This window comes from Moritella sp. JT01, from assembly GCF_001574435.1.
Lineage (GTDB): Bacteria > Pseudomonadota > Gammaproteobacteria > Enterobacterales > Moritellaceae > Moritella.
Genome location: NZ_LOCN01000015.1, coordinates 106838 through 130502, shown reverse-complemented (window position 1 = coordinate 130502; position 23665 = coordinate 106838). Strand labels below are relative to the sequence as shown.

At 39.5% G+C, this 23665-nt stretch carries 19 protein-coding genes and 1 pseudogene; 11 read left to right on the top strand and 9 right to left on the bottom strand.

Features of this window, described 5'->3' with window-relative positions; genetic code table 11:
* Nucleotides 1–67: 67 nt before the first annotated feature.
* The 3 genes from cdd to metG form a co-directional block, all read right to left on the bottom strand.
* Nucleotides 68–982 (bottom strand): cytidine deaminase, encoded by a 915-nt coding sequence (gene cdd / locus AKG98_RS13240; RefSeq protein ID WP_067046434.1) that lies wholly within the window; start codon nt 980–982, stop codon nt 68–70.
* A gap of 103 nt (nt 983–1085) precedes the next feature.
* Nucleotides 1086–2276, bottom strand: coding sequence for a class I SAM-dependent methyltransferase (locus AKG98_RS13235; protein ID WP_067046432.1), 1191 nt, complete (start codon nt 2274–2276; stop codon nt 1086–1088).
* Between the two features lie 111 nt (nt 2277–2387).
* Complete coding sequence (gene metG, locus AKG98_RS13230) at nt 2388–4454, bottom strand: methionine--tRNA ligase (RefSeq protein ID WP_067046469.1); 2067 nt, start codon at nt 4452–4454, stop codon at nt 2388–2390.
* A 200-nt stretch (nt 4455–4654) separates the two neighbouring features.
* On the opposite strand from metG, the pseudogene apbC reads away from it, so the two are divergent.
* The 3 genes and pseudogenes from apbC to dcd all read left to right on the top strand — a co-directional run.
* Nucleotides 4655–5734 (top strand): annotated as a pseudogene (gene apbC / locus AKG98_RS13225) (iron-sulfur cluster carrier protein ApbC); the annotation flags it as partial.
* A gap of 173 nt (nt 5735–5907) precedes the next feature.
* Complete coding sequence (gene udk / locus AKG98_RS13220; RefSeq protein ID WP_067046428.1) at nt 5908–6552, top strand: uridine kinase; 645 nt, start codon at nt 5908–5910, stop codon at nt 6550–6552.
* A gap of 69 nt (nt 6553–6621) precedes the next feature.
* On the top strand, nt 6622–7224 hold the full coding sequence (gene dcd / locus AKG98_RS13215; protein ID WP_067046427.1) for a dCTP deaminase: 603 nt from the start codon (nt 6622–6624) through the stop codon (nt 7222–7224).
* A gap of 142 nt (nt 7225–7366) precedes the next feature.
* Here the strand turns inward: dcd and AKG98_RS13210 are convergent, their stop codons facing one another.
* Nucleotides 7367–8776 carry a YjiH family protein gene (locus AKG98_RS13210; RefSeq protein ID WP_067046425.1) on the bottom strand — a complete coding sequence of 470 codons (1410 nt, stop codon included), beginning with the start codon at nt 8774–8776 and terminating at the stop codon, nt 7367–7369.
* 605 nt (nt 8777–9381) lie between these two features.
* Between AKG98_RS13210 and AKG98_RS13205 the strand changes: the two genes are divergently transcribed.
* Nucleotides 9382–11328 carry an AsmA family protein gene (locus tag AKG98_RS13205; protein ID WP_067046424.1) on the top strand — a complete coding sequence of 649 codons (1947 nt, stop codon included), beginning with the start codon at nt 9382–9384 and terminating at the stop codon, nt 11326–11328.
* 113 nt (nt 11329–11441) lie between these two features.
* On the opposite strand, the gene sbcB is transcribed toward AKG98_RS13205, so the two are convergent.
* Complete coding sequence (gene sbcB / locus AKG98_RS13200) at nt 11442–12884, bottom strand: exodeoxyribonuclease I (RefSeq protein ID WP_067046423.1); 1443 nt, start codon at nt 12882–12884, stop codon at nt 11442–11444.
* Between the two features lie 553 nt (nt 12885–13437).
* Here sbcB and AKG98_RS13195 point away from each other — a divergent pair.
* Nucleotides 13438–14889: a hypothetical protein gene (locus AKG98_RS13195; RefSeq protein ID WP_067046422.1), complete on the top strand. Its 1452-nt coding sequence runs from the start codon at nt 13438–13440 to the stop codon at nt 14887–14889.
* Between the two features lie 100 nt (nt 14890–14989).
* Here the strand turns inward: AKG98_RS13195 and AKG98_RS13190 are convergent, their stop codons facing one another.
* Nucleotides 14990–15706, bottom strand: a complete 717-nt coding sequence (locus AKG98_RS13190; RefSeq protein ID WP_067046421.1) for an MOSC domain-containing protein — start codon at nt 15704–15706, stop codon at nt 14990–14992.
* Between the two features lie 343 nt (nt 15707–16049).
* Between AKG98_RS13190 and AKG98_RS13185 the strand changes: the two genes are divergently transcribed.
* The 4 genes from AKG98_RS13185 (at nt 16050) to AKG98_RS13170 (ending at nt 19480) form a co-directional block, all read left to right on the top strand.
* Nucleotides 16050–16634, top strand: a complete 585-nt coding sequence (locus AKG98_RS13185; protein WP_067046420.1) for a hypothetical protein — start codon at nt 16050–16052, stop codon at nt 16632–16634.
* 135 nt (nt 16635–16769) lie between these two features.
* Entirely contained in the window at nt 16770–17489 is a 720-nt protein-coding gene (locus tag AKG98_RS13180) for a tRNA-uridine aminocarboxypropyltransferase (protein WP_067046419.1), read from the top strand.
* A 147-nt stretch (nt 17490–17636) separates the two neighbouring features.
* Nucleotides 17637–18629: a Gfo/Idh/MocA family protein gene (locus AKG98_RS13175; RefSeq protein ID WP_067046418.1), complete on the top strand. Its 993-nt coding sequence runs from the start codon at nt 17637–17639 to the stop codon at nt 18627–18629.
* Between the two features lie 326 nt (nt 18630–18955).
* On the top strand, nt 18956–19480 hold the full coding sequence (locus tag AKG98_RS13170) for a hypothetical protein (RefSeq protein WP_067046416.1): 525 nt from the start codon (nt 18956–18958) through the stop codon (nt 19478–19480).
* Between the two features lie 53 nt (nt 19481–19533).
* Here the strand turns inward: AKG98_RS13170 and AKG98_RS13165 are convergent, their stop codons facing one another.
* Nucleotides 19534–20022, bottom strand: coding sequence for a MarR family winged helix-turn-helix transcriptional regulator (locus AKG98_RS13165; protein ID WP_067046415.1), 489 nt, complete (start codon nt 20020–20022; stop codon nt 19534–19536).
* A 99-nt stretch (nt 20023–20121) separates the two neighbouring features.
* Here AKG98_RS13165 and AKG98_RS13160 point away from each other — a divergent pair, with 99 nt between their 5' ends.
* Complete coding sequence (locus AKG98_RS13160; protein ID WP_067046413.1) at nt 20122–21381, top strand: multidrug effflux MFS transporter; 1260 nt, start codon at nt 20122–20124, stop codon at nt 21379–21381.
* Between the two features lie 69 nt (nt 21382–21450).
* Here the strand turns inward: AKG98_RS13160 and AKG98_RS13155 are convergent, their stop codons facing one another.
* Nucleotides 21451–21870, bottom strand: coding sequence for an HPP family protein (locus AKG98_RS13155; RefSeq protein ID WP_067046411.1), 420 nt, complete (start codon nt 21868–21870; stop codon nt 21451–21453).
* Nucleotides 21871–22289: 419 nt separating this feature from the next.
* Here AKG98_RS13155 and AKG98_RS22485 point away from each other — a divergent pair, with 419 nt between their 5' ends.
* A complete protein-coding gene (locus AKG98_RS22485) occupies nt 22290–22724 on the top strand; it encodes a TM2 domain-containing protein (RefSeq protein ID WP_198155521.1) in 435 nt (144 codons plus the stop codon).
* A 12-nt stretch (nt 22725–22736) separates the two neighbouring features.
* Here the strand turns inward: AKG98_RS22485 and AKG98_RS13145 are convergent, their stop codons facing one another.
* A complete protein-coding gene (locus AKG98_RS13145) occupies nt 22737–23606 on the bottom strand; it encodes a DNA replication terminus site-binding protein (RefSeq protein WP_067046409.1) in 870 nt (289 codons plus the stop codon).
* Nucleotides 23607–23665: the final 59 nt, after the last annotated feature.

Below are 23665 nucleotides of genomic sequence, written 5' to 3'. Positions count from 1 at the left end.
CTAAAAGTTATTTAATAACGAAAGCATCAAGTATTCTCCAGATGGTTGATGCTTTCATTTTCACTGTTTAATTTGCCAATAAATATTGATAATTCACAATACCTATTTCAGATACGAGTACTTGTGTTGCTTGTGCATGGCTCATCTTAGTCTCTGCTTTTTCAACCAAGATCATCGCCTCAATATCGGCCAATCCAAATCCCGCTAAATTTAAATTAATTAACACAGATTGCAGTGGTGATAGTGATGGATTAAATGCCGCATTTTCAATATAACGACCTGTAATAACAGTACCTGATGTTGTTCTTAACGCGATGCCAGCATGGCAATGACTGTAAGGAGCATAGCTTGTATTAGCTGCCTGAAGAGCCATCTCTGTAAGTGTTGAATTATGCTCATTAACTGTGGATGCCGAGTCGCTATTAAGCGTAAGCGACACCGCCTCTGCGGTAAGCAGGGGATAGGTCACTCCTAAGTCACTCGGGCCAAATGAATCGGGTAATAGTGCTGACAGTGGTTTGCTACCGCTGGCTTCAAGGTTCACAATCAATTCGTTAGCACAGCTTAATTCATTCATAAACTGGCGGCAGTGACCACAGGGGCTTGCGGTAATTGTAATATCTAAAATTTCTGTTTCATGGTGACTAAATACATTATTGATAGCGGCTTGTTCAGCATGAACACTGTTGAATAATGCTTGATTCGTAAATTCATAGTTAGCACCGAAATACAGATTACCAGATCCTGCTCGTGCAATTGCGCCGACATTAAAATCAGAGATTGGTGCAACAGAATAGGCTGCCGCGAGGGGCAATAAACTGAATAATAATTCAGGCGTTTCAAGTGCAGAATGCAGTTGTAATAAGTCGACATCTTCAGCGCTAATAACACCTTTAAAATCAGGTTTAGAGATTATAGGGTGAACATGGCTTTGAAGTGATAGTGGTAAGCACGAAAGTGCTGTTTGAAGATTTTCTTTCATAAAAATTGGCCTTGTTAAAAAGTGGCACTGAATAGAGAATTAAATTCTATCTGAGTGCCACTTTGCAACTAAATCCAATTTATTACAAGGTCAAAGTCCTAAATTATAAAACTTTTAGTACTAAACCGTTTAGATAATAACCTTCTGGATAGAAGCTAGCCGTTGGGTGATCACCTGCTTGTGATAAACGTTCAACGATATAAGCATCACGGCCAGCATCCAGTGCAGCATCCGCCACAATTTTCTGGAATAAACCATCTTCCATTAGGCCTGAACATGAGAATGTTAACAGTGTGCCGCCTGGCTTAAGTACTTGCATTGCCACAAAGTTGATGTCTTTATAACCACGACAAGCCCCTTTCATTTGCGCTTTGTTTTCTGCAAATTTAGGTGGGTCAAGAATGATAGTATCAAATGTACGGCCTTCTTCACGGTATTTACGTAGAATTTTGAATACGTCAGCACGTTCGAACTCAGCTTTCGAAAGGTCTAGTCCGTTGTGTTCCATATTACGTTTTGCAATGTCTAGCGCAGGTTGTGATAAATCAACGTTAGTGATTGATTTAGCGCCAGCTTGCAGTGCGTAAACACCGAAGCCACCAGTGTAGCTGAAGCAGTTAAGTACGTCTTTGCCTTTTGCATATTTTGCAGCTGCTTGACGGTTATCACGTTGATCAAGATAGAAACCAGTTTTGTGGCCATTTTTGATATCAACTTCAATTTTAACGCCGTTTTCTTCGATGATAACTACTTCTGGTGGCTCTTCACCTTTAAGAACACCTTGTACTAGCTCTAGGCCTTCTTTTTTACGTACTGCTACATCTGAACGTTCGTAGATGCTGCACTCTGGGTAAAGAACGCTTAATGCTGCAACAAGTGTGTCACGGTGAAAATCAGCACCAGCAGATAATAACTGACATACTAAGAAATCGTTGTAACGATCGATCGTGATACCTGGAAGGCTATCAGACTCAGCTGCGATTAAACGGTAGCCAGTTAGACCTTTTTCTGCGATTAACTCATCACGTAATGATTGTGCTTGTTTGATGCGCTTTTCAAAGAATGCTTGATCGATTTCTACGCCACGGTCGAAATGCCACACACGTACACGAATTTGAGACTCTGGAGAGTAGCTGCCTGATGCTAGCCATTCGCCGCCCGCACTCATGATATCAACTGTTTCACCAGCGGTTGCTTCGCCTTTGACTTTTGAAACTGCGCCAGAGAAGATCCACGGGTGTTTACGTTTAAGTGCTTTTTCTTTGCCTTTAGCAAGGATAATTTGAGCTGTCATTTAAATCTCTTATTCTTCTATAGTAGATAGATAAAAAGGGACTCAGTGCGAGTCCCTTTAAAGTTAGCGATAATAATAGCGATGAAACACTATTTTTATGACTAAACCGTCTTACATTACGCGCATGCCAGGTTCAGAACCTTCATCCGGGTTTAGTACGAAGATATCGCTGCCGCCAGGGCCTGCAGCAAGTACCATACCTTCTGACATACCAAACTTCATCTTACGTGGTGCTAAGTTAGCAACCATAACCGTTAAGCGACCTTCAAGTTGCTCTGGCTCGTAAGCTGATTTGATACCAGCAAATACTTGACGCGTTTCGCCGCCTACATCTAAGGTTAGCTTAAGTAATTTCTTAGCGCCTTCAACATGTTCAGCTTTTACAATTTTAGCAATACGTAAGTCAACTTTTGCAAAATCATCAAATGCGATCATTTCACCAATTGGCTCATCTTTAAGGTGCTTATCAGAAGCAAGATCAAGCGGTGTTTCTTCAACAACAACTTCTTCTTTCTCTTCTTCAGCAACGACTAAGTTTTGCTTAGATGCTTCAACCATCGCTTCAACTTTGTCCATGTCAACACGTTGCATTAACGGTTTGAACTTGTTGATCTCGTGGTCTGTTAATACTGTTTTGTAGCTTTCCCAGTTGAATTCATCATTTAAGAATTTTTCAACTTCAGCAACCATTTCTGGTAGCACAGGTTTCAAGTAAACCGATAGGATACGGAATAAGTTGATGCCCATAGTACAAACAAGGTGCGCTTCTGCTTCACAGCCTTCTTGCTTAACAAGTTGCCACGGTGCTTTGTCTGCAATGTATGCATTTGCTTTATCAGCAAGTGCCATTATTTCTTTGATTGCTTTGCTAAAGTCACGCGTTTCGTAGTATTGAGCAATAGTATCGCCAGCAGCAACGAATTCAGCTAATAATGCAGGTTCTGAGATTTCGCTTGCTAGTTTTGCATCAAAACGTTTGTAGATGAAACCAGCAGTACGACTTGCAAGATTCACTACTTTACCCACAACGTCAGAGTTTACGCGTTGTGCAAAATCTTCTAGGTTTAAATCTAAATCAACAATCTTGTTACTGAGTTTTGCAGCGTAGTAATAACGTAGGTATTCTGGGTTTAGGTTGTCTAGGTAAGTACGGGCCATGATGAATGTGCCGCGTGATTTAGACATTTTCTTACCGTTTACAGTAACAAAACCGTGTGCAAATACACCTGTTGGTTTACGGAAACCTGTGCCTTCAAGCATTGCTGGCCAGAATAGGCTGTGGAAGTTAACGATGTCTTTACCAATGAAGTGATAAAGTTCAGTCGTTGAGTCTTTTTTGAAGTACTCGTCAAAATCAAGATCGTCACGACGATCACAAAGGTTTTTGAAGCTACCCATGTAACCGATTGGTGCGTCTAACCAAACGTAGAAGAATTTACCTGGTGCATCTGGGATCTCGAAACCAAAGTAAGGTGCATCACGGCTGATATCCCACTGTTTCAGGCCTGTTTCAAACCATTCTGCGAGTTTATTGGCGATTTCATCTTGCAACGCACCTGAACGTGTCCATGTTTGTAACATGTCAGAAAATGCAGGTAAGTCGAAGAAATAGTGCTCAGAATCTTTAAGTACTGGCTCGGCACCAGATACAACTGATCTTGGCGAGATTAAATCTGTTGGCGAATAAGTTGCGCCACAAGCGTCACAGTTATCACCGTTTTGATCTTCACTCTTACATTCAGGGCAGATACCTTTAACAAAACGGTCCGGCAGGAACATTTCTTTTTCAGGATCGAATAGCTGTGAAATTACACGTGTTTTGATATGACCATTATCGCGCAGGCGCGTGTAGATCATATTTGCAAGTTCACGGTTTTCATCACTGTGCGTTGAATGGTAATTATCAAAACCAACATTGAAATCAGCAAAATCTGCCATGTGCTCAATTTTAGTCTGCGCGATCATTGCTTCCGGCGTAATGCCGCGCTCTTGCGCTTTAAGCATGATTGGCGTGCCGTGGGCGTCATCTGCACATACATATGTACATGTGTGACCACGTTGCTTTTGGAAACGAACCCAGATGTCAGTCTGGATATACTCAAGCATATGACCTAAATGAATAGGGCCATTGGCATAGGGTAATGCGCTTGTTACTAAGATTTTGCGTTCTGATGTCATAAAAATCTGATTCATCTTGTGGTTAAAAATAAAGTTATCCGATGTTACCTGATACGACCTATAAAGCATAGATGTTAGGCTAAAAACCCTGCTATTTTTAGCGTATTTATTTGTGATTCTTTGCTTTATCATTGATATAGTAGATTAATAAAGTATAAATGCTTAAAAGCTAAACACTTACAAGTTCAAATAAAGAGGCGGTTATGGATATTGCAAAGATCACTCGGCTCGTTGGTATTTTTCAACCTAAAAATTGGTTAAAAAATATTGGCGACAGTAATGTATTAGAAACAATTAGCAACAAAGATGGTTGTGTTGAGATCCAGATACGGTTACCGTTTCCATCGTTGGATTTTGAAAGCGACGTTAAAACCAAGTTAGAACCCAAAGTAGCACTCATGAAGGGCGTGGAAAGCGTAGAATGGGTGATAACATTAGATATTGCGACCTTAGCCCGTTGTAACGACGCGCCAGCTATTCACGGTGTGAAAAATGTGATTGCGGTTGCGTCTGGTAAAGGTGGCGTAGGTAAGTCGACGACAACCGTTAATACGGCACTTGCTTTGGCTAAAATGGGGGCGAAAGTCGGTATCATGGACGCGGATATCTATGGCCCTTCAATTCCCCTCATGCTTGGTGTAAGCGAATCTCGCCCTGAAGCATACGATGGTAATACCATGATGGCGATCAAGGCTCATGGTTTAGCGGTTAATAGTATTGGTTTTATTGCACTAAATGATCAAGCGATGATCTGGCGTGGACCAATGGCGAGTAAAGCATTAATGCAGTTGTTAAGTGAAACCCATTGGGGTGAACTGGATTATCTATTTATCGATATGCCACCGGGCACGGGTGATATTCAATTAACGTTGAGCCAAAATATTCCAGTGACGGGCGCATTGATCGTATCAACCCCGCAAGATGTTGCCCTTGCTGATGCAGCAAAAGGCATTAGCATGTTCAGACAAGTTAAAGTACCGGTATTAGGCGTTGTCGAAAACATGAGTACGCATATTTGTAGTAACTGTGGTCATGAAGAAGCCATTTTTGGTACGGGTGGTGTAGTGAAAATGGCGGCTCGTTTTGACACTGAATGTGTTGCTCAACTACCGTTACATATTGACCTGCGTGCGGATATTGATGCTGGTACTCCAACGGTTGCTGCACGACCTGATTCTGAGTTTGCAGCTATCTATGCGCAATTAGCAAATGACATTGTTAGTAAAATGTTTTTTCAAACGCACACAATATCAACAGAGATACCGATTAAGCTAACGTAATATAGGTACTTTGATAAGCTAGTATAGGTATTTATTAGCTTATTCTAGGTATTTACTAACTTAATATAGGTATTTACTAACTTATTGTAGGTATTTTTCGGTTTACTCTAGAATGACAGACTATAAATTTCTATAATAGCGGTGTCTTAGGCTCCCAACGGATCATCTTATTAATGAATAATACATCTAACTCTTGTGTGATCATCGCAATCGCAGGTGCTTCTGCATCTGGCAAAAGCTTACTTTCTTCAACAATCTATAATGAACTTGTTGCTGAGTTTGGCGAATCACAAATTGCAGTAATTACCGAAGATTGTTATTACCGTGATCAAAGTCACCTCGAGATGGAAGAGCGAGTTAAAACGAATTATGATCATCCTCAAGCGATGGATCATAAATTATTGTGCAGTCATTTACAGGATTTGAGTGACGGCAAGGCAGTTGAAATTCCAACGTACAGCTATACAGAACATACGCGTTTGGCTGAGACGATTAAATTGACACCCAAGAAAGTGATCATTTTAGAAGGTATTTTATTACTGACAGATCCAAATATCCGTGAAATCATTCACGCAAGTGTATTTATGGAAACCCCGTTAGACATTTGTTTTATCCGCCGTTTACAGCGTGATGTTGCTGAACGTGGTAGAACAATGGAATCGGTAATTGAGCAATACAACGAGACGGTTCGTCCAATGTTTTTACAGTTTATTGAGCCATCAAAACAATATGCGGATCTTATTGTCCCGCGTGGTGGTAAAAACCGTTTTGCGATTGATACATTAAAAGCGAAGATTTGTCAGTTACTTAACGACTAATTTAAATGGTTTGTATTATCAACGCGAAAAGCATTATAACTAACACTGCACTTATTAAAGAGAGAAAACATGCGCCTGTGCGATACAGATATTGAAAACTACTTAGACGATGGTCGAATTTCTATTGAACCAAGACCAGACCAAAGTAAAATTAGTGGCGTAAGCGTTGATGTTACTTTAGGTCATGAATTCCGAGTATTCCAAGCGCATAACGCACCTTATATTGATTTGAGTGGCCCTAAAGAAGAAGTGGCTATTCAGCTTGATAAAGTAATGAGCGACGAAATCGTTATACCTGACGGTGAAGCATTTATCTTACACCCAGGTGAATTTGCTTTATCTGTGACGTTTGAGAAAGTAACGTTGCCAGCGGATATCGTTGGTTGGTTAGATGGACGTTCATCACTCGCTCGTCTTGGTCTTATGGTGCATGTAACAGCACATCGTATTGATCCTGGCTGGTCTGGTCGTATCGTGCTTGAGTTTTATAACAGTGGTAAATTGCCGCTAGCATTACGTCCGAAAATGACGATTGCTGCGTTAAACTTTGAAACACTGACTGCACCTGCTGCACGTCCTTATAATAAACGTAAAGATGCGAAGTATAAAAATCAACATGGTGCTGATTCAAGTCGTATCAACCAAGACGATAATACTGATCAAAGTGAATAATGATTACTCAGTCATATAATGACTAGCTAACTGGTATAACAACTAATATATCACTTAAATAGAATATAAAAATGCCCATCACTGTTAGAGTGATGGGCATTTTTTTGTCTGCATTTTACTGCGTTTTCTTAGCTAATCGTAATTAGAAGATAAGATGTGCAACACCCGTGATAATCGGTAGTGTTATGATTGTACGTAGTACGAAGATAATAAACAAATCAACGATGTTAACCGGGATTTTACTGCCTAGCAGTAATGCACCGACTTCTGACATGTAGATAAGTTGCGACACTGATACACCCGCAATAATGAAACGAGTCATGTCATTTTCGAGAGACGTAGCAAGAATACTTGGTACAAACATATCGGCAAAACCAACCACTAACGATTCAGATGCTTGTGCCGCTTCTGGTACGTTCATGAATTGAAGGTAATACATAAATGGTTTACCAAGAATTGCAAATAGCGAGGTGTATTCTGCGATTAATAAACCAATTGTACCTATTGCCATCACTACCGGTAAAATACCAAACACCATATGCGCCGCGTTTTTAAGACCTTCGATAAGCACAGCTTGGTACGAGGTTACTTTTGATGCGCGGTCAATTGCTTGGTTAATGCCCCATGAAAAAACATTGTGGCCAGCAGGAATCGATTCTAAATCATGGGTCTTTTCTGTGCCATCTATATAGATATCTTTCTTCCAGCATAATGGCGGTAATTTAGGTACGATGATCGCAGCCACAATGCCCGATAATGTAATTGCTAAGTAATAAGGTAAGAAGTATTGCTCTAAATTCACTTGTGCGATAACCACAAGGCTGAATGTAATCGATACAGCCGAGAATGTGGTGCCAATAACGGCTGCTTCACGCTGAGTATAGAATTTCTCTTGATACTGTTTATCGGTCAGTAAGATACCTACGCTGCCATCACCTAACCAAGAGGCGATACAGTCAACCGCTGAACGTCCTGGTAGATTGAAAATTGGACGCATAATCTTTGTACATAGCGAACCACACAGCTCCAGCAGCCCAAAGTTAAGCAATAAAGGCAGTAGCAGACCTGCAAAGATGAATACTGCAAATAGAGTCGGCAGCAAGTCATTGAGCACAAGGCCACCGGTATTTTCATTCCAGATATATTCTGGACCAATCTGAAATACAGTCGCGATAGTAAACACACAACTGATAATTCGAACGGCTAGCCAAAGCGGTGTCGGTATGAATAATTCATGAAGGAATTTACTCTGAGTAATAAACTTAGGTTTAAGTAAAACCGCTAATGTTGATGCCACCGCCATAAATGAAATGATGACGGTAATGATATGAAGCAAATAACCGTCCAGTGCTGCCATTAGCACTTTTGCTAACAACGCGACTGGGATCGTCATGTCTCCTTCATAGGTCACCGGGGTCATAAATAAAAATAAACCGATTAATGAAGGCAGTAAAAATCGTAATACTGATTTATTACCTGTGTGTGTCTGAGCATCTGTGTTTGTTTTGTTTAGATTACGCGGTGCTTCCGCGTAAATATTATTATCTTTCATTGAATTGTTCCCTTTTATAGGACTAATTACTGATCACCAGTTCGATATAACAGTATTGTCACTAAGTATTCCATCTTCCATTTATTTAAGGTTCGGTGTTTTTAACTGCCGTAAACTTAATTGCTGGAGATAGTAACTGCGAACATACATGTGAGAAACATATTATTAACACCATGTGTCAGCTGTCATGAAAATAAATTTTTTTATCTTACTTTAGGTGTTCCATGTCACATAAATAGATTTTAATGTCGGACAATTGTGTTGATTAGTGTGATTTTTCTAGTTTTATATATCGGATTTTAATAGATATGCAGTAAACGTGATTATATTTTCGTGTTTCGTCTAAAATTGTGAATAATGTGTAAATAACTAAGTGGATTTTATGTTCCTTTTTTAAGCTGATTTTTTCGTATTGCTAAATATAATGAGTTCTCTTGTATAATCTAAATGCGCTTTCCTTTCCTTTTATCTCGGCTCGGTGTTTTATTGTGTATCTTTCTGCCTTTCTGGTAATTACATGATATTCTTAGTGTCGATAGCGTAAACATAATCTTCTATGTGTTGTCTTAGTTGATTAAGATATATTTCTATAAGGTGGTTTCAGGATGAAAAAAATACTCCTTGGTATTGGTGGGCTCATTGCGATTATTATCGTCGTGGGATTTATTGCGATTAAGTTTTTAGTTAATGAGGAGCTAATTAAAGATAACTTAATTACACAAGCAAAGCAGTTCACTAAACAAGACGTCACAATTGAAGGTAATTTAAATTTAACCTTCTATCCACAAATTGGTTTTGAGCTCGGAAAAGTTACCTTATTCAATAAGCATGAATATGCAGATTCAAAACAAATTGAAGTTAAAAGCATACAGGTAGCTGTCGAGCTGATGTCACTCTTTACTAAAACGATTGTGGTTACAAATGTGGACGTGGATGGTTTAACCATTAATGTTGAAACATTAGCAGATGGCCGTAATAACATGGATGTATTATTAGCCACATTATCACCACCAGAAAAGCCATTATCAAACGAAGACATTCAATCGATTAAAGTCACATCAGAAGGTGACATTGCAAAGAGCGAATATAAGTTTGTGATTAAAGCGGTGAGTATCACCAACGCACAATTATCATTGAATAACCGTCAAGATGGTACCTATCATAAATTGTCTGACAGTAGCTTAACCGTCGGTGAGTTTGCCTTTGCTAAGCCTGTTGCGATTACGTTAGCTGCAAATTACCGTACCAATGAGTTAACGGCTAAACTCAAAACAAGCATGATACTGACGATTGATGAGCAATTTAATGAAATAAAATTAGCGCTGCTTGATAATAAACTCGCGCTAACGGGCAAATTATTACCGCGTCCAGAAATGAATATTTCACTGCAAGGTGACATGACATACGACAATGTTTATAAAAAAATGACATTGGCAGGACTTAAATTAGACGTTGATGAACTTAGTATTACCGGTGATCTGTCTGTCGATGTATTTTCAAAGCCGAGCCTTGAATACAACTTAGCCATGAACACACTTGTTGTTGATGATTGGTTGCCTAAGACTGAGTCTGTGCCCGTACAGAAAAAGAATGGATCGAAAGCGATAGCCACAAGTAAAAACGCGACTCAAACCTCGACAGGTAAGCAGAGCGGTAAAAAATCACCGGCAGACGTCGAACCTGACTTGAGTGTATTATCAAGTGTGAATCAAAAAGGGTCATTAACGATTACTCAAATTAAACAAGGCGAGTATGTCTTGAATAATATTAAGGTGCAGAGTGAGTTAAAAGACGGCGTATTCCAGTTAACCAAATTATCGTCAGATCTTTATGAAGGCAAGTTAATGGTTAAAGCGTTATTAGACAGTAACAAGAAACCCGCTACATTTAATGTGAACAGTACGCTTGAAAAAGTGCAATCTGAGCAATTGGTTACGATCGCGGCAGGTAAAAAACTGTTAACTGGTTTGGTTGATGTTGATGTGCGTATAAGTGGTAAAGGCTTGACGACGACTAAACTTAAATCGGCGACTAAGGGCACAATCAATACCAGCTTCACTGATGGTGCCGTGTTGGGTATGAACGTCGCGCAAGAAGTGCGTAAAGCGATTGCCATGTTTAGCAGCAAATCAGAGACGACTGCTGATGAAGCTGAACAAACAGACTTTAGTGTAATGGTGGCAAACTTTAAATTGGGCGGTGGTAAGTTAACATCGACTAAGATTGATCTGGCATCGCCTGCGATCAAGGTTGATGGTAAGGGTTATGTTAACTTGATTCGTGAACATCTTGATTTTAGATTTAATGCAGCCGTAGCTGAAAATATTGGTGGTCAGTCGAGTTCAACAATGAAAAAAGTACGTGACTTACGTTTGCCAATTGATGTAAAAGGCAGTTTTTCAGCGCCAAGTATTAAGGTTGATTTTGGTGCGATTACCAAACAATTTGCTGAAAAGGAAAAAGACAAACTACTTGAGAAGTACTTGGGTTCTGACGAGAAAAAAGATGAACTTAAAGGAAAATTTTTTAAAGAGCTTAATAGACTCTTTTAATATTTAACTGTTCGTTACAATAAAAAAGCCTGTTAGTTAACTTATTAAAAGTCACTAACAGGCTTTTTTTATGCGCGAACAATCATGTTCACCGTCAATTTATTCACGAAATGTTATGCGCCAATGATCGTCTGACCATACAGGTATAATTGTTGGAGCAGTTTCATCTTACGTTCGTCATGGCTATTCTCAATGGCCAACGCATCTAATCGCGCAAAGTAGGCTGGTGCAGCGTCTTCAAGCACGGTACGGCAATGATTAAGCCACTTTTGTTGCTCTGGCATTGATAACAAATGCGGGAAGTTACGCGCACGATAACGGAAGAACAATTCATTAAAGCGCGCATCACCGATTTTCAGTTGCAGTCCAGCAAGTTGCTCGGGTGCTGTTTCACGTAATATTTCGAAATTAGCCTTATCACCGGCACTAAAGAAACCATCGTAGATCATGCTATCAACATTGTTCGATTTCGGGTATTCACGTTCTACTTGATAAACACCCACAACATTCTCACGCAGTGTTGCGCTTTCTTTTAAACGTTTTAGGTTTGCAAGGCAGGCGTTGCGATCAATCCCTAAACGTTCTGCATTTTCAGGTAATAAAGTTTTAGCTGGTGCTAGCACTGGGCACTTGTTGATATGAATAAGTTTCAGTGGGATAGGGGCTAAGTCACCGAGATCTTTCTTTGGCGTATATAAACGTTCACGTAATTCATCCGCGCTTAATTCTAATAACGGCGTAATGTCTTGGGCTAAATCAGCCACGATAACGGCGTTGTTGTTGGTTGGATGCCAAGCCAGTGGGACTACCCAGCTAGTAAAGCCGCGATCGGCACCAAACATACCACTCACATGCACTAATGGCGTCATGTTGATGATATCAATCAGTGATTCTACTTTACGCTTGCTACGCAGGTTAAATAAGAAATCAAATAACTTAGGTTGTTTTTCTTTAACCAATTTAGCCATAGCAATGGTTGCATACACATCAGAGGTTGCATCGTGTGCATTAGCATGTTCAATACCATTCGCTTTAGTTAATAGCTCAAGGCGCATACTTGGCAGGCCGTCGTCATTTTCTGGCCAGACAATGCCTTCTGGACGCAGCGCATAACAAGCGCGCATCAAGTCGATAATATCCCAACGAGAGTTACCATCTTTCCAGGTGTGTGCGTATGGGTCGTAGAAGTTACGGTAAAAGATATTACGTGTTACTTCATCATCGAAACGGATGTTGTTATAACCAATGATACAGGTGTTTTTGAGGCTGAACTGCGCTTCAATACGTTTACTAAATTCTGCTTCACTTACACCTTCAGCTTGGGTCTTTTGAGGTGTGATCCCAGTGATCATGGCAGCTTCTGGCGAAGGAAGGTAATCATCTGATTGGCGGCAGTAAAACATATCTGGTTCGCCGATTACGTTAAAGTCCATGTCGGTGCGAATACCAGCAAATTGAGAAGGGCGATCCAGTGACGGACTTAATCCGAAAGTCTCATAGTCATGCCAGTAAAAAGTAGGCTGATCTGTTGCTGTTTTGTTCGAATTGTTATCCATACTACGCCTTGTTCTTATTCATTTTTATCTAATTAGATGTTTATTTTTTCTTGTTATGCTTAGTTGGTTCATAAACTTGCATTACAATTTACATCACGTTTAATTTTCGTTTCTAGTGATTTTGGAATGTCTCTAGGATGATATCCAGAGATTAATCTAAGCGAAGCGTGAGAGCAAGTTATTAAGCGTCGTAAAGCTATGTTTGATGGTAATGATCCGCAATCTTATTCAGAATAATCATCAATTCTAAATGTTTGGTTGTGAGATGTAATATATAGGAGCCTACGTTGGATGAATATTCTAATTTATTGGCCTAGTGTTGATGTGGCCAAGTGTTAATCGAGGGTACGAGTAATAAGCCGACGAAGAAAAGGTTCAGATTTTAAATTCCTGAGCAGTTAATGGATAAATCTAAGGTGTATTGGTAGCCAAAACTTTGAAGTACTTCGGGTGTGATTACGAGTGTCTTTATTGTAGGTAGGTGAGATCCTACTTTTATGTCGAATATTAAATATTCATAAAATGACTTATTTTCCAAGGTTGGAGGTTTACCATGTCTGCTGAAAAAAAAATCGATTACCCTGAATCCGTGACAATAGAAGAACCTATAATACCGGGTCAAGATGATTCACGCATTATTGAGCTTCCTGAGCAGGACGCTAAATTACTTTCTGCGAGGGATATTAATAGTAAAATGGGTGATTTTGAAATCCATTTTGACACGCTAACTAAAGATTTCTCTGAAGCTCAGGACGACTTGGGCGCCACTATTCGCTCATTACGAAGCCGTAACACCAAGCTTGATAAGAAGATTGAAAGTGTAGGTTCTAATTTAAGTCAATCTACCTTGGAACAAGTCAAGTTATCAGATGCTCTAGAACAGCGTATACAGGCTAAACTGAATGCGTTAACGGGCGGTTTTGAGGATGCAAATGAATCCATTATTGAGCAGGGTGAGCAGCTCAAGCGTTTGTTCTCGGTTCAAACTGCTTTTGAAGAAATGCAAAAGCGACTTGAAAAACATGCCGATGATAGCGATGAGGACCTACAAGCTCACACACGGGAATCCTATCAAAAAATTCAGGCGAACAAAGCCCATATTGAAGGATTGGAAGCGCAGCATCGAGATCAGAAAGCATCACTTGTCATATTATCCGAAGAACATAATGTACTGAAAGGCCAGGTCAACGATCTGGCTGATAAAGTCTATAGCATTGAGTTGAATGCGAGCAGTTTGAAACGCTACACGCGCAAAGGCTTTAAAATTGTTGCGGGTGTAGGCGCAGGGGTGACTATTGCTCTGGCATCTGCGATAACTTTGCTTGAACTGAATCCTACCGCCGTACCTGAGTTTGTAAAAGCTGAACTGTCCGAATTAACATTATCGTTATCGACACTTAATCATTCGGTGACAGAAATTAAAACTGAAACTGCACTGCAGTCCGAAATTCGTACCGAATTAATAGGTGATGTTGCAGATGTGAAGACAAAATTTGCTGAACTCGAAGCCAAGACTGCAACCATCGATGAACGACGTAGTGCAGAGGGCTTAGCATTACAGTCCCAGATAGAAAAGAGCACTGCTCAGCTAGGTCATCTCACAGCGACTCTTACATCGGTTCAAACGGGTATGGATGACTTGAAGTTTCAAGTTGAAGGCCCAGGAAATAAAAATGGAGCAGTAACACAACCGTTAGTACCACTCAATAATGTCGGCTGGATAGCCCAGCGTAATCCTGCTCATTATACGATTCAGTTGATGGGTGCTTATGACCAAAGCTACTTAGTTTCTTATGTGAATCAAAATGAAATAGGATTGAGTGGGAAATTGCTTTCTTTTAATAAGAGCCTGCATATTCAGCGTGATTGGTATAATTTGTACTACGGTGACTTTGCAAGTTTTACTGAGGCGCAGGTTGCAATGAGTGTTTTACCACTTCGCCTGAAAACGAACTACCCATGGATCCGTAATTTTGATTCGATTTTGAAAGCCGCAGCTAAGTAAAATTAGGTGGCAAGGAAGTACAGTAGGATCTTAACCTATGTTTGAGTTAAGCACAGATAGATAGCGAGTTATAATACTATCTATCTTGCTTCTCTATTCGTTAAGGATGATCGAGCAATCTAAAGTTCCAATTTTCGACGGTATTGGTTTCTAAGCGTTTGCTTGCTGTTTCACCCCATATAGGCGTAAGCGCTGGCATTTCTATCAATCGAATCAGGTTAGCTTTGTTTAATGGCTCGCTAAAGAATAATTTACATACTTGTTTCACTGTTGTTGCAGATTCAAGTCGTTTAATGCGGAGCAGTGCATCACTTTGACTGACTATGCCCGGTTTGATGACACGATATAACCAACCACATCGATTTAATGTTTGCATCTGAACTGAAATATCGGTGACATCCCAACGGCTGTTTAATTTAAAGCAAGGCAGGCGAGGTTGACTCACTTCGATAATAGCGTCACCCCATTGGTATTGATCTCCAATACAAACATTCTCTTCTGTCATCCCTATTGCGCTGATATTTTCGCCCATGCCCGGCGCTTCAAATCGTGGTTGCTTGTCATTGCGTGGTGAAAATACGTGCTGCCAAAATGAATAATGCTCGGCAGGGTACTGATGTAAAGCACGCTCAAGACCACCGTGGTATTTTTTATCGGCAGTCGTGTCGTTTGCGAGTCCAAGCTTAGAAAGATAAATGCCGGTATTGATCGTTTCTTTATCAATTGCAGAATCAAAACCGTAATGATGCTTAACCTGACCGATATAAATTTGAACCTTGTGTGTTTGAGGGCGGATTTGTAATAAAGAGTCAGGCATTTTCGCATTTCCTTTAATAAATAAAATTTAGTCTGGTCATTCTCACAGAGGCAATTCGAAACCTCAAGGATAATCAGAAAAGTCTGACATAATCGATTCTAGAATTTTAATCGATACTCATTAGGTTAAAAAATTATGTTATTATTTTTAGCTTTTTCGAACACTAAAAAATTAATTTAGTCTAGTCTAAATGGAGCTGAAACTGCACATTTATGAGTAATCACATTATTTTTAAGTTTTTTTCGTAAATATGCTTTTAATCTCAGCGACAAAGGTATAGAATCCGCCTCCTAATTTTTCGAGAAAGCTACTAAAATGTAGCTGGTTATCTGCAAGGTAGACAATGAGTCATTACACAGTTTTAGGTTTATCAACATGGTTCGAACTAGTCGAACGCATCGGCTCAGAAGCAGAAGCCAAGACGTATTTTTCAGAAACGAAACTGGTTGAGTATAACAACCGAACTTGCCTAGAGTTAATTGAAGCAGGTATGTTAATGCATTTGAAGAATTGGTTATCAGTACAATACCAAGCATTCAAATCAACGGGTGAACGCTTACGTCGTGAGCAAGTCTCACAGTCTACAAACTCTATCTCAAGTAAACTTTACTCGATAGAAGTGATTAGAACTCGTCCACAAGTGGGTGGGCAACAAGTACATCAACAAAGACAACACGTTGCATCGTCACAATTTGCGACAAGTCAGGTTCGTCCTGTACATGCAACTGCAACACCAGCTGCTATTAAGCTGGAAGTTGCAAAACCTGTTGTTGCGGCTGCACCAGTAGCGCCACCGAAACCACGTGTAATTACGTCAAAAATGCCAGCACCAGAAAAGAAACCTGCTGCTGCATCGATGGCTAACTTCTTTATGCGTCAGGTTCGTGCGACTAAATCTGAATTGGAAGATCGTAAGCACCATAATTAAGTGACGCTAAACGCGTACCTAAATATGTAAATGACTCAGTAGCAGGTATTATCCCACGACGGTGGAGGTAGAACTTGTTACTGGGTCATTTTTTTATCTGCAATTTAGCAATTTATTTCTAAGTGGTATCACTTTATGCGCATTCATAATGTTCATCGATTAGCAACCCAGCGTTTAGCTGACAGTACCAAACCTTTCAAAGCTCGTGGCGGCCGATTAATTCGTTGCTATTACTGCATGTTAGGCAAGCAATTTTGTATCTGTGAACACCAACCGTTAGTAAAATCGACTGCTGGCTTTATGCTGGTGATGTTTGATTATGAAATGATAAAACCGAGTAATACAGGCCGTTTGATTGCGGATGTTATCGAAGATACATTTGCTTACCAATGGTCACGTACAGAGCCCAATCAAGAGATGATCGATATCATTAACCAAGATTGTTGGCAGCCATTCATTATCTTCCCTGAAGAGTATGTGGTTGAGCGTGAGCGGGTACAAACAGGGCCATTAATAATTGAACCAGGTAAACGACCGTTATACATCTTATTGGATGGTAGCTGGCGTGAAGCGAAGAAAATGTTTAAAAAGAGCCCGTGGTTGGAGGATATTCCGGTGATCTCATTTGATCCTGATGTGGTTTCCCAATATCAAATCCGTAAAGCAGCAAAAGACAATCAGCTCGCAACGGCTGAAGTTGCATCGCTGGTACTCGGTCATCATGGTGAAACACGGAATGCGGATATTCTTGCTTGCTGGTTTGATGTTTTCCGTGAACGTTATCTCGCCGGTACTAAGCAAATTGACGTTGGTGTCGATGCCGCACTTAAACGTTTGCATACATTAACGGTTTAGTTGTTACCGAACAGAATGGTTGTATGCATGTTGAAATGTGTACAGCCAATTTTGATTCTTTTTGCCTTTCCTTGTTAATCCTCTTTTCTTCTTAATATGAATAGCCTATATTCCATTACTCTCGATTTAACCTTTCATGGATAGAGTATGCAGAGTAAAAATGAAATAACATTACCCATTCGCTGGGGAATTATCGGTTGCGGCAGTGTGACGGAATTAAAAAGTGGTCCTGCATATCAAAAAGTAGCGGGCTTTGAACTTTCGGCTGTGATGCGACGTAATCTTGATCTTGCCCAAGATTATGCCCTAAGACATAAGGTTGAAGCATACTCCTCAAATCCGGACGATATTATTAATAACGATAATATTGATGCTGTTTATATCGCCACTCCTCCTGACAGTCATAAGCTTTATGCCTTGCAAGTTGCGCAAGCAGGTAAACCTTGTTGTATCGAGAAACCGTTAGCACCAAATTATGCGGATAGTCTCGACATTTATAATGCGTTTAATGATAAGCATATTCCCTTGTTTGTGGCTTATTACCGTCGCTCATTACCACGTTTTAATAAAGTGAAAGCGTTGCTTGAAGCCGGTGCTATTGGCCAAGTAAGAACGATTAATGCATTTTTGAATAAACCAGCCAATGCATTAGATTTATCGGGTGAGTTTAATTGGCGAACAGATAAAGACGTTGCTGTTGGTGGTTACTTTGACGATCTAGCGAGTCATGGACTCGATCTGTTTGCTTATTTGCTGGGTGAATTTGATATTGTTAAGGGGCTTGGAACTAATCAGCAAGGGCTGTATTCATCGTTAGACTCGGTATCAGCATGCTGGCAGCATAAAAGTGGCGTGACAGGCGTTGGAAGCTGGAATTTTGGTGGCTGCACGCGGGAAGATCGTGTTGTGATCACTGGCAGTAAAGGTGAAATCCGTTTTTCTGTTTTTGATGAAGCCGCCGTTATTCTGCAAACACTTGCTCAACGCCAAGAATTTATCATTGAGAATCCTGAAAATATTCAACTCTATCATGTACAGAATATGCGGGAGCATCTTGTCAATAATATTAACCACCCATCTAGCGGTGAAACGGCCTTACATACCAGTTGGGTAATGGAGCAGATATTAGGTGATAAATAACCGCGTCGAATAAGAATTATTGGGTGTTATAAAAACGTAAAAAGGGAGGTAAGTGGTAAATTAGATGCATATCTAATTGTATATTAAACAGTTTTTATATTCTTACTTGTTGTGTTTTTGTGGTTTACCCTTGAGGTAGAGACTCATTTTATTTTAGAGTTCATCACATAAATACCTCTTTATTTCCATTTTTATGTCGTTTAGATCATATTTTTCATAAATGACATATTTGTGACATTTTATCTGTGTAATAGTCATGTCAAAATAAGACAGTGTGTTTATATTTGGTTACTCATGCCGTTTATATGGATAAATAAGGTGTCTAAATGGAATTTCCCCCCAAAGAAATCATGTTCGAATATGTGCCAACCACGCAGGAAGTGGAAACGTTATTACAACAAACGCCTGGTGCAAAAATCAACATTGCTAATACTAAGCATGCCTGTGATATAAGCCAAATCAAGCACCTGACACATTATGGCCATTGTATTAATGGTATTAATATCGAAATAGATATGTGTGATGAATCAGAACTAGAGCCTTTATGGTCATTCCTTGAATTGGATTTTTTACGCATAAGCTTTGTCAGTAAAGACGTGTCGGAAGATGATTTTAAAGGTTTTTTAACTTGGCTTGAAAATGCGGATAAATTGGAAGCGTTGTCACTCGAAACCCAACCGCTACATCATGAGAATGGACTACATTTATTGTCAATTTATTTTGCATCGTCTAAACAATTTCCAGTTTCTTTGTTTATCAAACATAAAGTGACGGCCATGGAAATCCCTGAATTACCGTCTTTGCAGGTGTTCCATAATGCTCGCATAGAAATGAGTATGGGTACATTTTAGGTGACGTAAAAATAAAGAGTGCAGGGTGATCGTAATTCTGCACTGTTATTATCTTACGACTCATGCGCCTCTAGAATACGTCGCATAAACGAGTCAAGTTGTTGCTGCTCATCTGGTGATAACACACTTAATATCTTTCTTTCTTTGTGATGTAATTCTGGCATTACAATTTCAATTAATTGCTTACCTTTACTCGTCAGTTGTACCAGTTTACTGCGTTTATCTTCAGGATTATCAACTCTTTCAATCAATTCTGCTTGGTTTAAGCGATTTAATACTTTAGATAACCCACCAGAGCTAAATATCATTGACTGATAGAGTGCTGTTGGAGACAGGCAATAAGGTATCGGGCTACGTCTTAACGTCGCTAACGCACTAAATTCTGAACGTTGTAAATTATGGCTTTTAACAAGCGCTTCTATTTTATTGTCAAATAGATTGCTAACTCGGAGTAAACGTAATAATGCGGGAGAAACTTTGTTAGCGCATTGAGGCCAGTTTTCATCTATTGCTTCAAGTATATTGTTAATGCTATTCGTCATTATTCACCCCTGTCTGTTTAATTGCATATATAATATATCTTGCCAGGAAGGTAAAGTCCAGCTACTATCTTTCCAGAAAGGTAAGTTAGAGGCGTTAAAATGACACAAAGCAATGGAGCTTCACTTACCACAAGTGAGATAAAAATTGATACGATAGATAATACCGGGAAAATGAATAAGACACTGATTGTAACGCTGGCTGCAGTATTTGCATTAACCCCTTTTACCATTGACAGTTATTTGCCTGCAATGCCAACCATGGCTAAGGTAATGGGCGTTGATATTTCTTTGATGTCAGTGACGGTAAGCTTATACATTTTTGGACTGGCTATAGGGCAGTTAATCGGTGGGCCCTTGTCAGATAAGAAAGGCCGTGGTTTTGCGATGATTGTCGGTTTAGCTGTGTTTGCGATTGCGAGCATATTATTAACCACTGCAAATCAAATTGAAGTTTTGTGGTTATGGCGTGTGTTGCAAGCTATTGGTGGCGGTATGGCTGTTGTTGGTGTACCTGCAACGATCCGGGATAAGACTAGTGGTAAAGAAGCCGCTAAGTTATTCTCGCTGATAGGCCTGATTATGATGATAGCACCTTCCATAGCCCCGACAGTGGGGACTATTATCATGTCGCTAGCGGATTGGCGTTGGATCTTTTATACACTTGCGGTCATGGCTGTGCTGGTGGCTATACTCGTTATGTGCTTTATACCTAAGCCAACGGAAAAGGTTACACCTGAACCCGAATCTTCAGAAATACAGCCAAAGTTCGGATTATTGTCGGTATTCAGTGAAAAACGCGCATTAGGTTTTATGGTTGCGCAAGCGTTTGCTTTTTCAGTGATGATGATATTTTTAACGAATGCGTCGATGATGTACATGGAAGTGTTTGGTCAAACGCCAAAACAGTTTTCATTACTCTTTTTCTTGAATATCTGCGGTTTGGTTGTTGTTAATCGTACAAATGCATTCTTATTATCGAGATTTGAACCTGAAGCTTTATTAAAAGCGTTTCTAAGCTTGCAAGTGTTTGGTGGCATAATATTAGTGACAGCATCTGTGCTTGTACCTGATGCTTTATATGTGGCTGTAGTCGGGTTTGTTATTGCTATTTCTGCAAATGGTGCGGTGATCTCAAATTCGAGTGCATGTTTTATGAAGAGTTTTGGGCGTAATGCTGGCTCTGCATCTGCGGTATTAGGAGCAACTCAGTATACAATCGGTGGGACTGTGAGTGCACTATCTGCATTTATAAGTCTGGGTTCAGTGCAACCCGTCGTTATCATGATGCTGCTTTCGTCTATGATAGCGCTTACGGGTGCTACAATTGCCGCAGCCTATTCTCGTAAAACTGTTTCATAACAACATTGAACAAGGGCTGATAAAGGAACTACCAGCCTCATTGCTTACAGTAGAAAAATAAATAGAGTGCTATTCATTCAGTAGCTGCGCGCATAATTTCACAAAGTCAGATGAGGTAACAATACCAATGACTTTATTTTGATTATCGATGACCGGAAGACAGCCAAGTTTATTACCAATAAAGTATTCAACAACAATTTTAAGCGGTTCATCTTCGGTTAGTTTCTGAAAGTCTGATTCCATTAAATCTTCGATTAACTGACCACGTTCTTTTCTTGCGAGTATGTCAGTGCCGTATTTGTTCATCATTGAAATGACAGTGCTGATCATTTTTTTGTGAGTCAGAATACCAACCAGTGTGCCATCGTCTTCAGAGATAACGGGCAAATGGCGTACACCACGGGTTTGCATGAGTTCATGTGCATCTTTTAAACTGGCTTTATGGCTAATACAAACAATATTGTCTGCCATTATATCTCTTACTTTCATACATTAACTCCGTGTTTTGTTGTATTGATTTATTTAGTATACCCAAATGTAAATAGAATGCGATCTTAAGATTAAAGTAAATATAAATTCGTTCAATTTATCAGTAAGTTAATAGCAATTATGTTGATTATTTAAATTTTATTTTAATCATTTCGAGTGAAAATTAACCAGAAAAATTAATTTTTAATTAAATATACATATTAACAATATAAAATAAATTTTACTGTTGTTTGCTTTGGTTTCAATAAATATAATGGCTTTCCGATCGAGCATGTAAAAATGTTAACCATTGTTTGGCTCTAATATTTTTTATAGTTTTTTATTGATTTCGCTTCGTAATGTAACAGTATGTCATTTCGGTGTTATTGTTGATAATTATGTGATAATTTAACCACTTATATTTATAGATGGAGTTAGTGATGAAGGGATCGATCCTTGAATTTGATATCGGAAGTAAGAACGGCGTTATTTCTGGTGAGGATGGATGTCGTTATATATTTAGTATCAATCAGTGGATGTACCAAAGACTACCTCAGGTAGGTCGTCGAGTTCACTTCACTTTAAAGTCCGGTGAACTTGTTTCAGTCACAATGACAACAGTGGGGAAATCAAAGAAAATGGGTGCGGTATTATTGGCTTTTTTCTTTGGCGCTTTAGGCTTCCATAAATTTTATTTAGGGTACCATAAACAAGGCATTTGCATGTTGGTGTTGTTTGTATTAGGTTATGTTTTTCTCGGTTTACCTTCGATGGTCATTGCGGTTATTGCTTTGGTTGAGTTTGTTATCTATTTGTTTAAGTCAGATGTTGAATTTGAACAAGAATATGTATTAGAAAGCCGTCCTTGGTTCTAGTTATCAGGGTTATCATTCAGCGGTTATTTTTTCAATAGTATGTCCAGTCAGAGTTCCTAATACTGTATTTTCACGCTTATCTGAACGTTGTTTTCGCACCTGCGATGCAACAAAATCTGCTACTTCATTTGCTTCTAATGGTTCTTTCTGCACCACTATTATTGGTAATGGTGCCGTGACTGTTTTTAATCCCGTTACTTTTACAATATTTGCTGCTGGTTGTACTTTGACAGGTCGACGAATACGTAATGCATGCTCTGGTGTCGTGGCTATTTTTTGATATAGCTGCGCGAGTGCTAATTGGTTATCTAGTGTCGCTCTTTCTTGTTCAACCGTGATTTGCGCTAATAACTTTACCTTATCAGGTTGGTGTAATGAATCTTTACGCTGCCAACTAAAACGCACTGATTTAACTAACTCATCGTCTACACAATGTATTTTCCGATAGAGATGTACAGTCATCACCCCTGGACAATTATCGTGTATTGCGCTGAATCGTGCTTGGCGTGTGTCATTCTCACTGACAACAGCATGTTCTATTTTCGCTTTGATCGTATTAATGGCATTAATTTGTGTAACGATTTTCTCTGTATTTTCGTGGTCTGGATGTAAATGAATAATACCGACATAGCGGCGGGCTGATTTTTGCGAAAATGGGTGTTTAATGTGAATGTCTTTAAAGGCTTCTGCTGCTAACTTCATTGCCAACATATCGGTCGTTAATTCGGGAATGATTTCGTTTATTATTGCTTGTTCTTGGCCTTTCAGTACCGCTGGGATCCGGCTAACTAATGCCTGCACAGGCTGTGTGTTTCCTAACAGTTTTGTTAATAGGTCTAAATCTGCGGTGAGTTGATCAAATAAGCTTTTAATATCAGTCATGTTTAATCCTAGTGTTAACCCTAATTATCGTTAATCACTAGCATAGTAATGAGTAGACC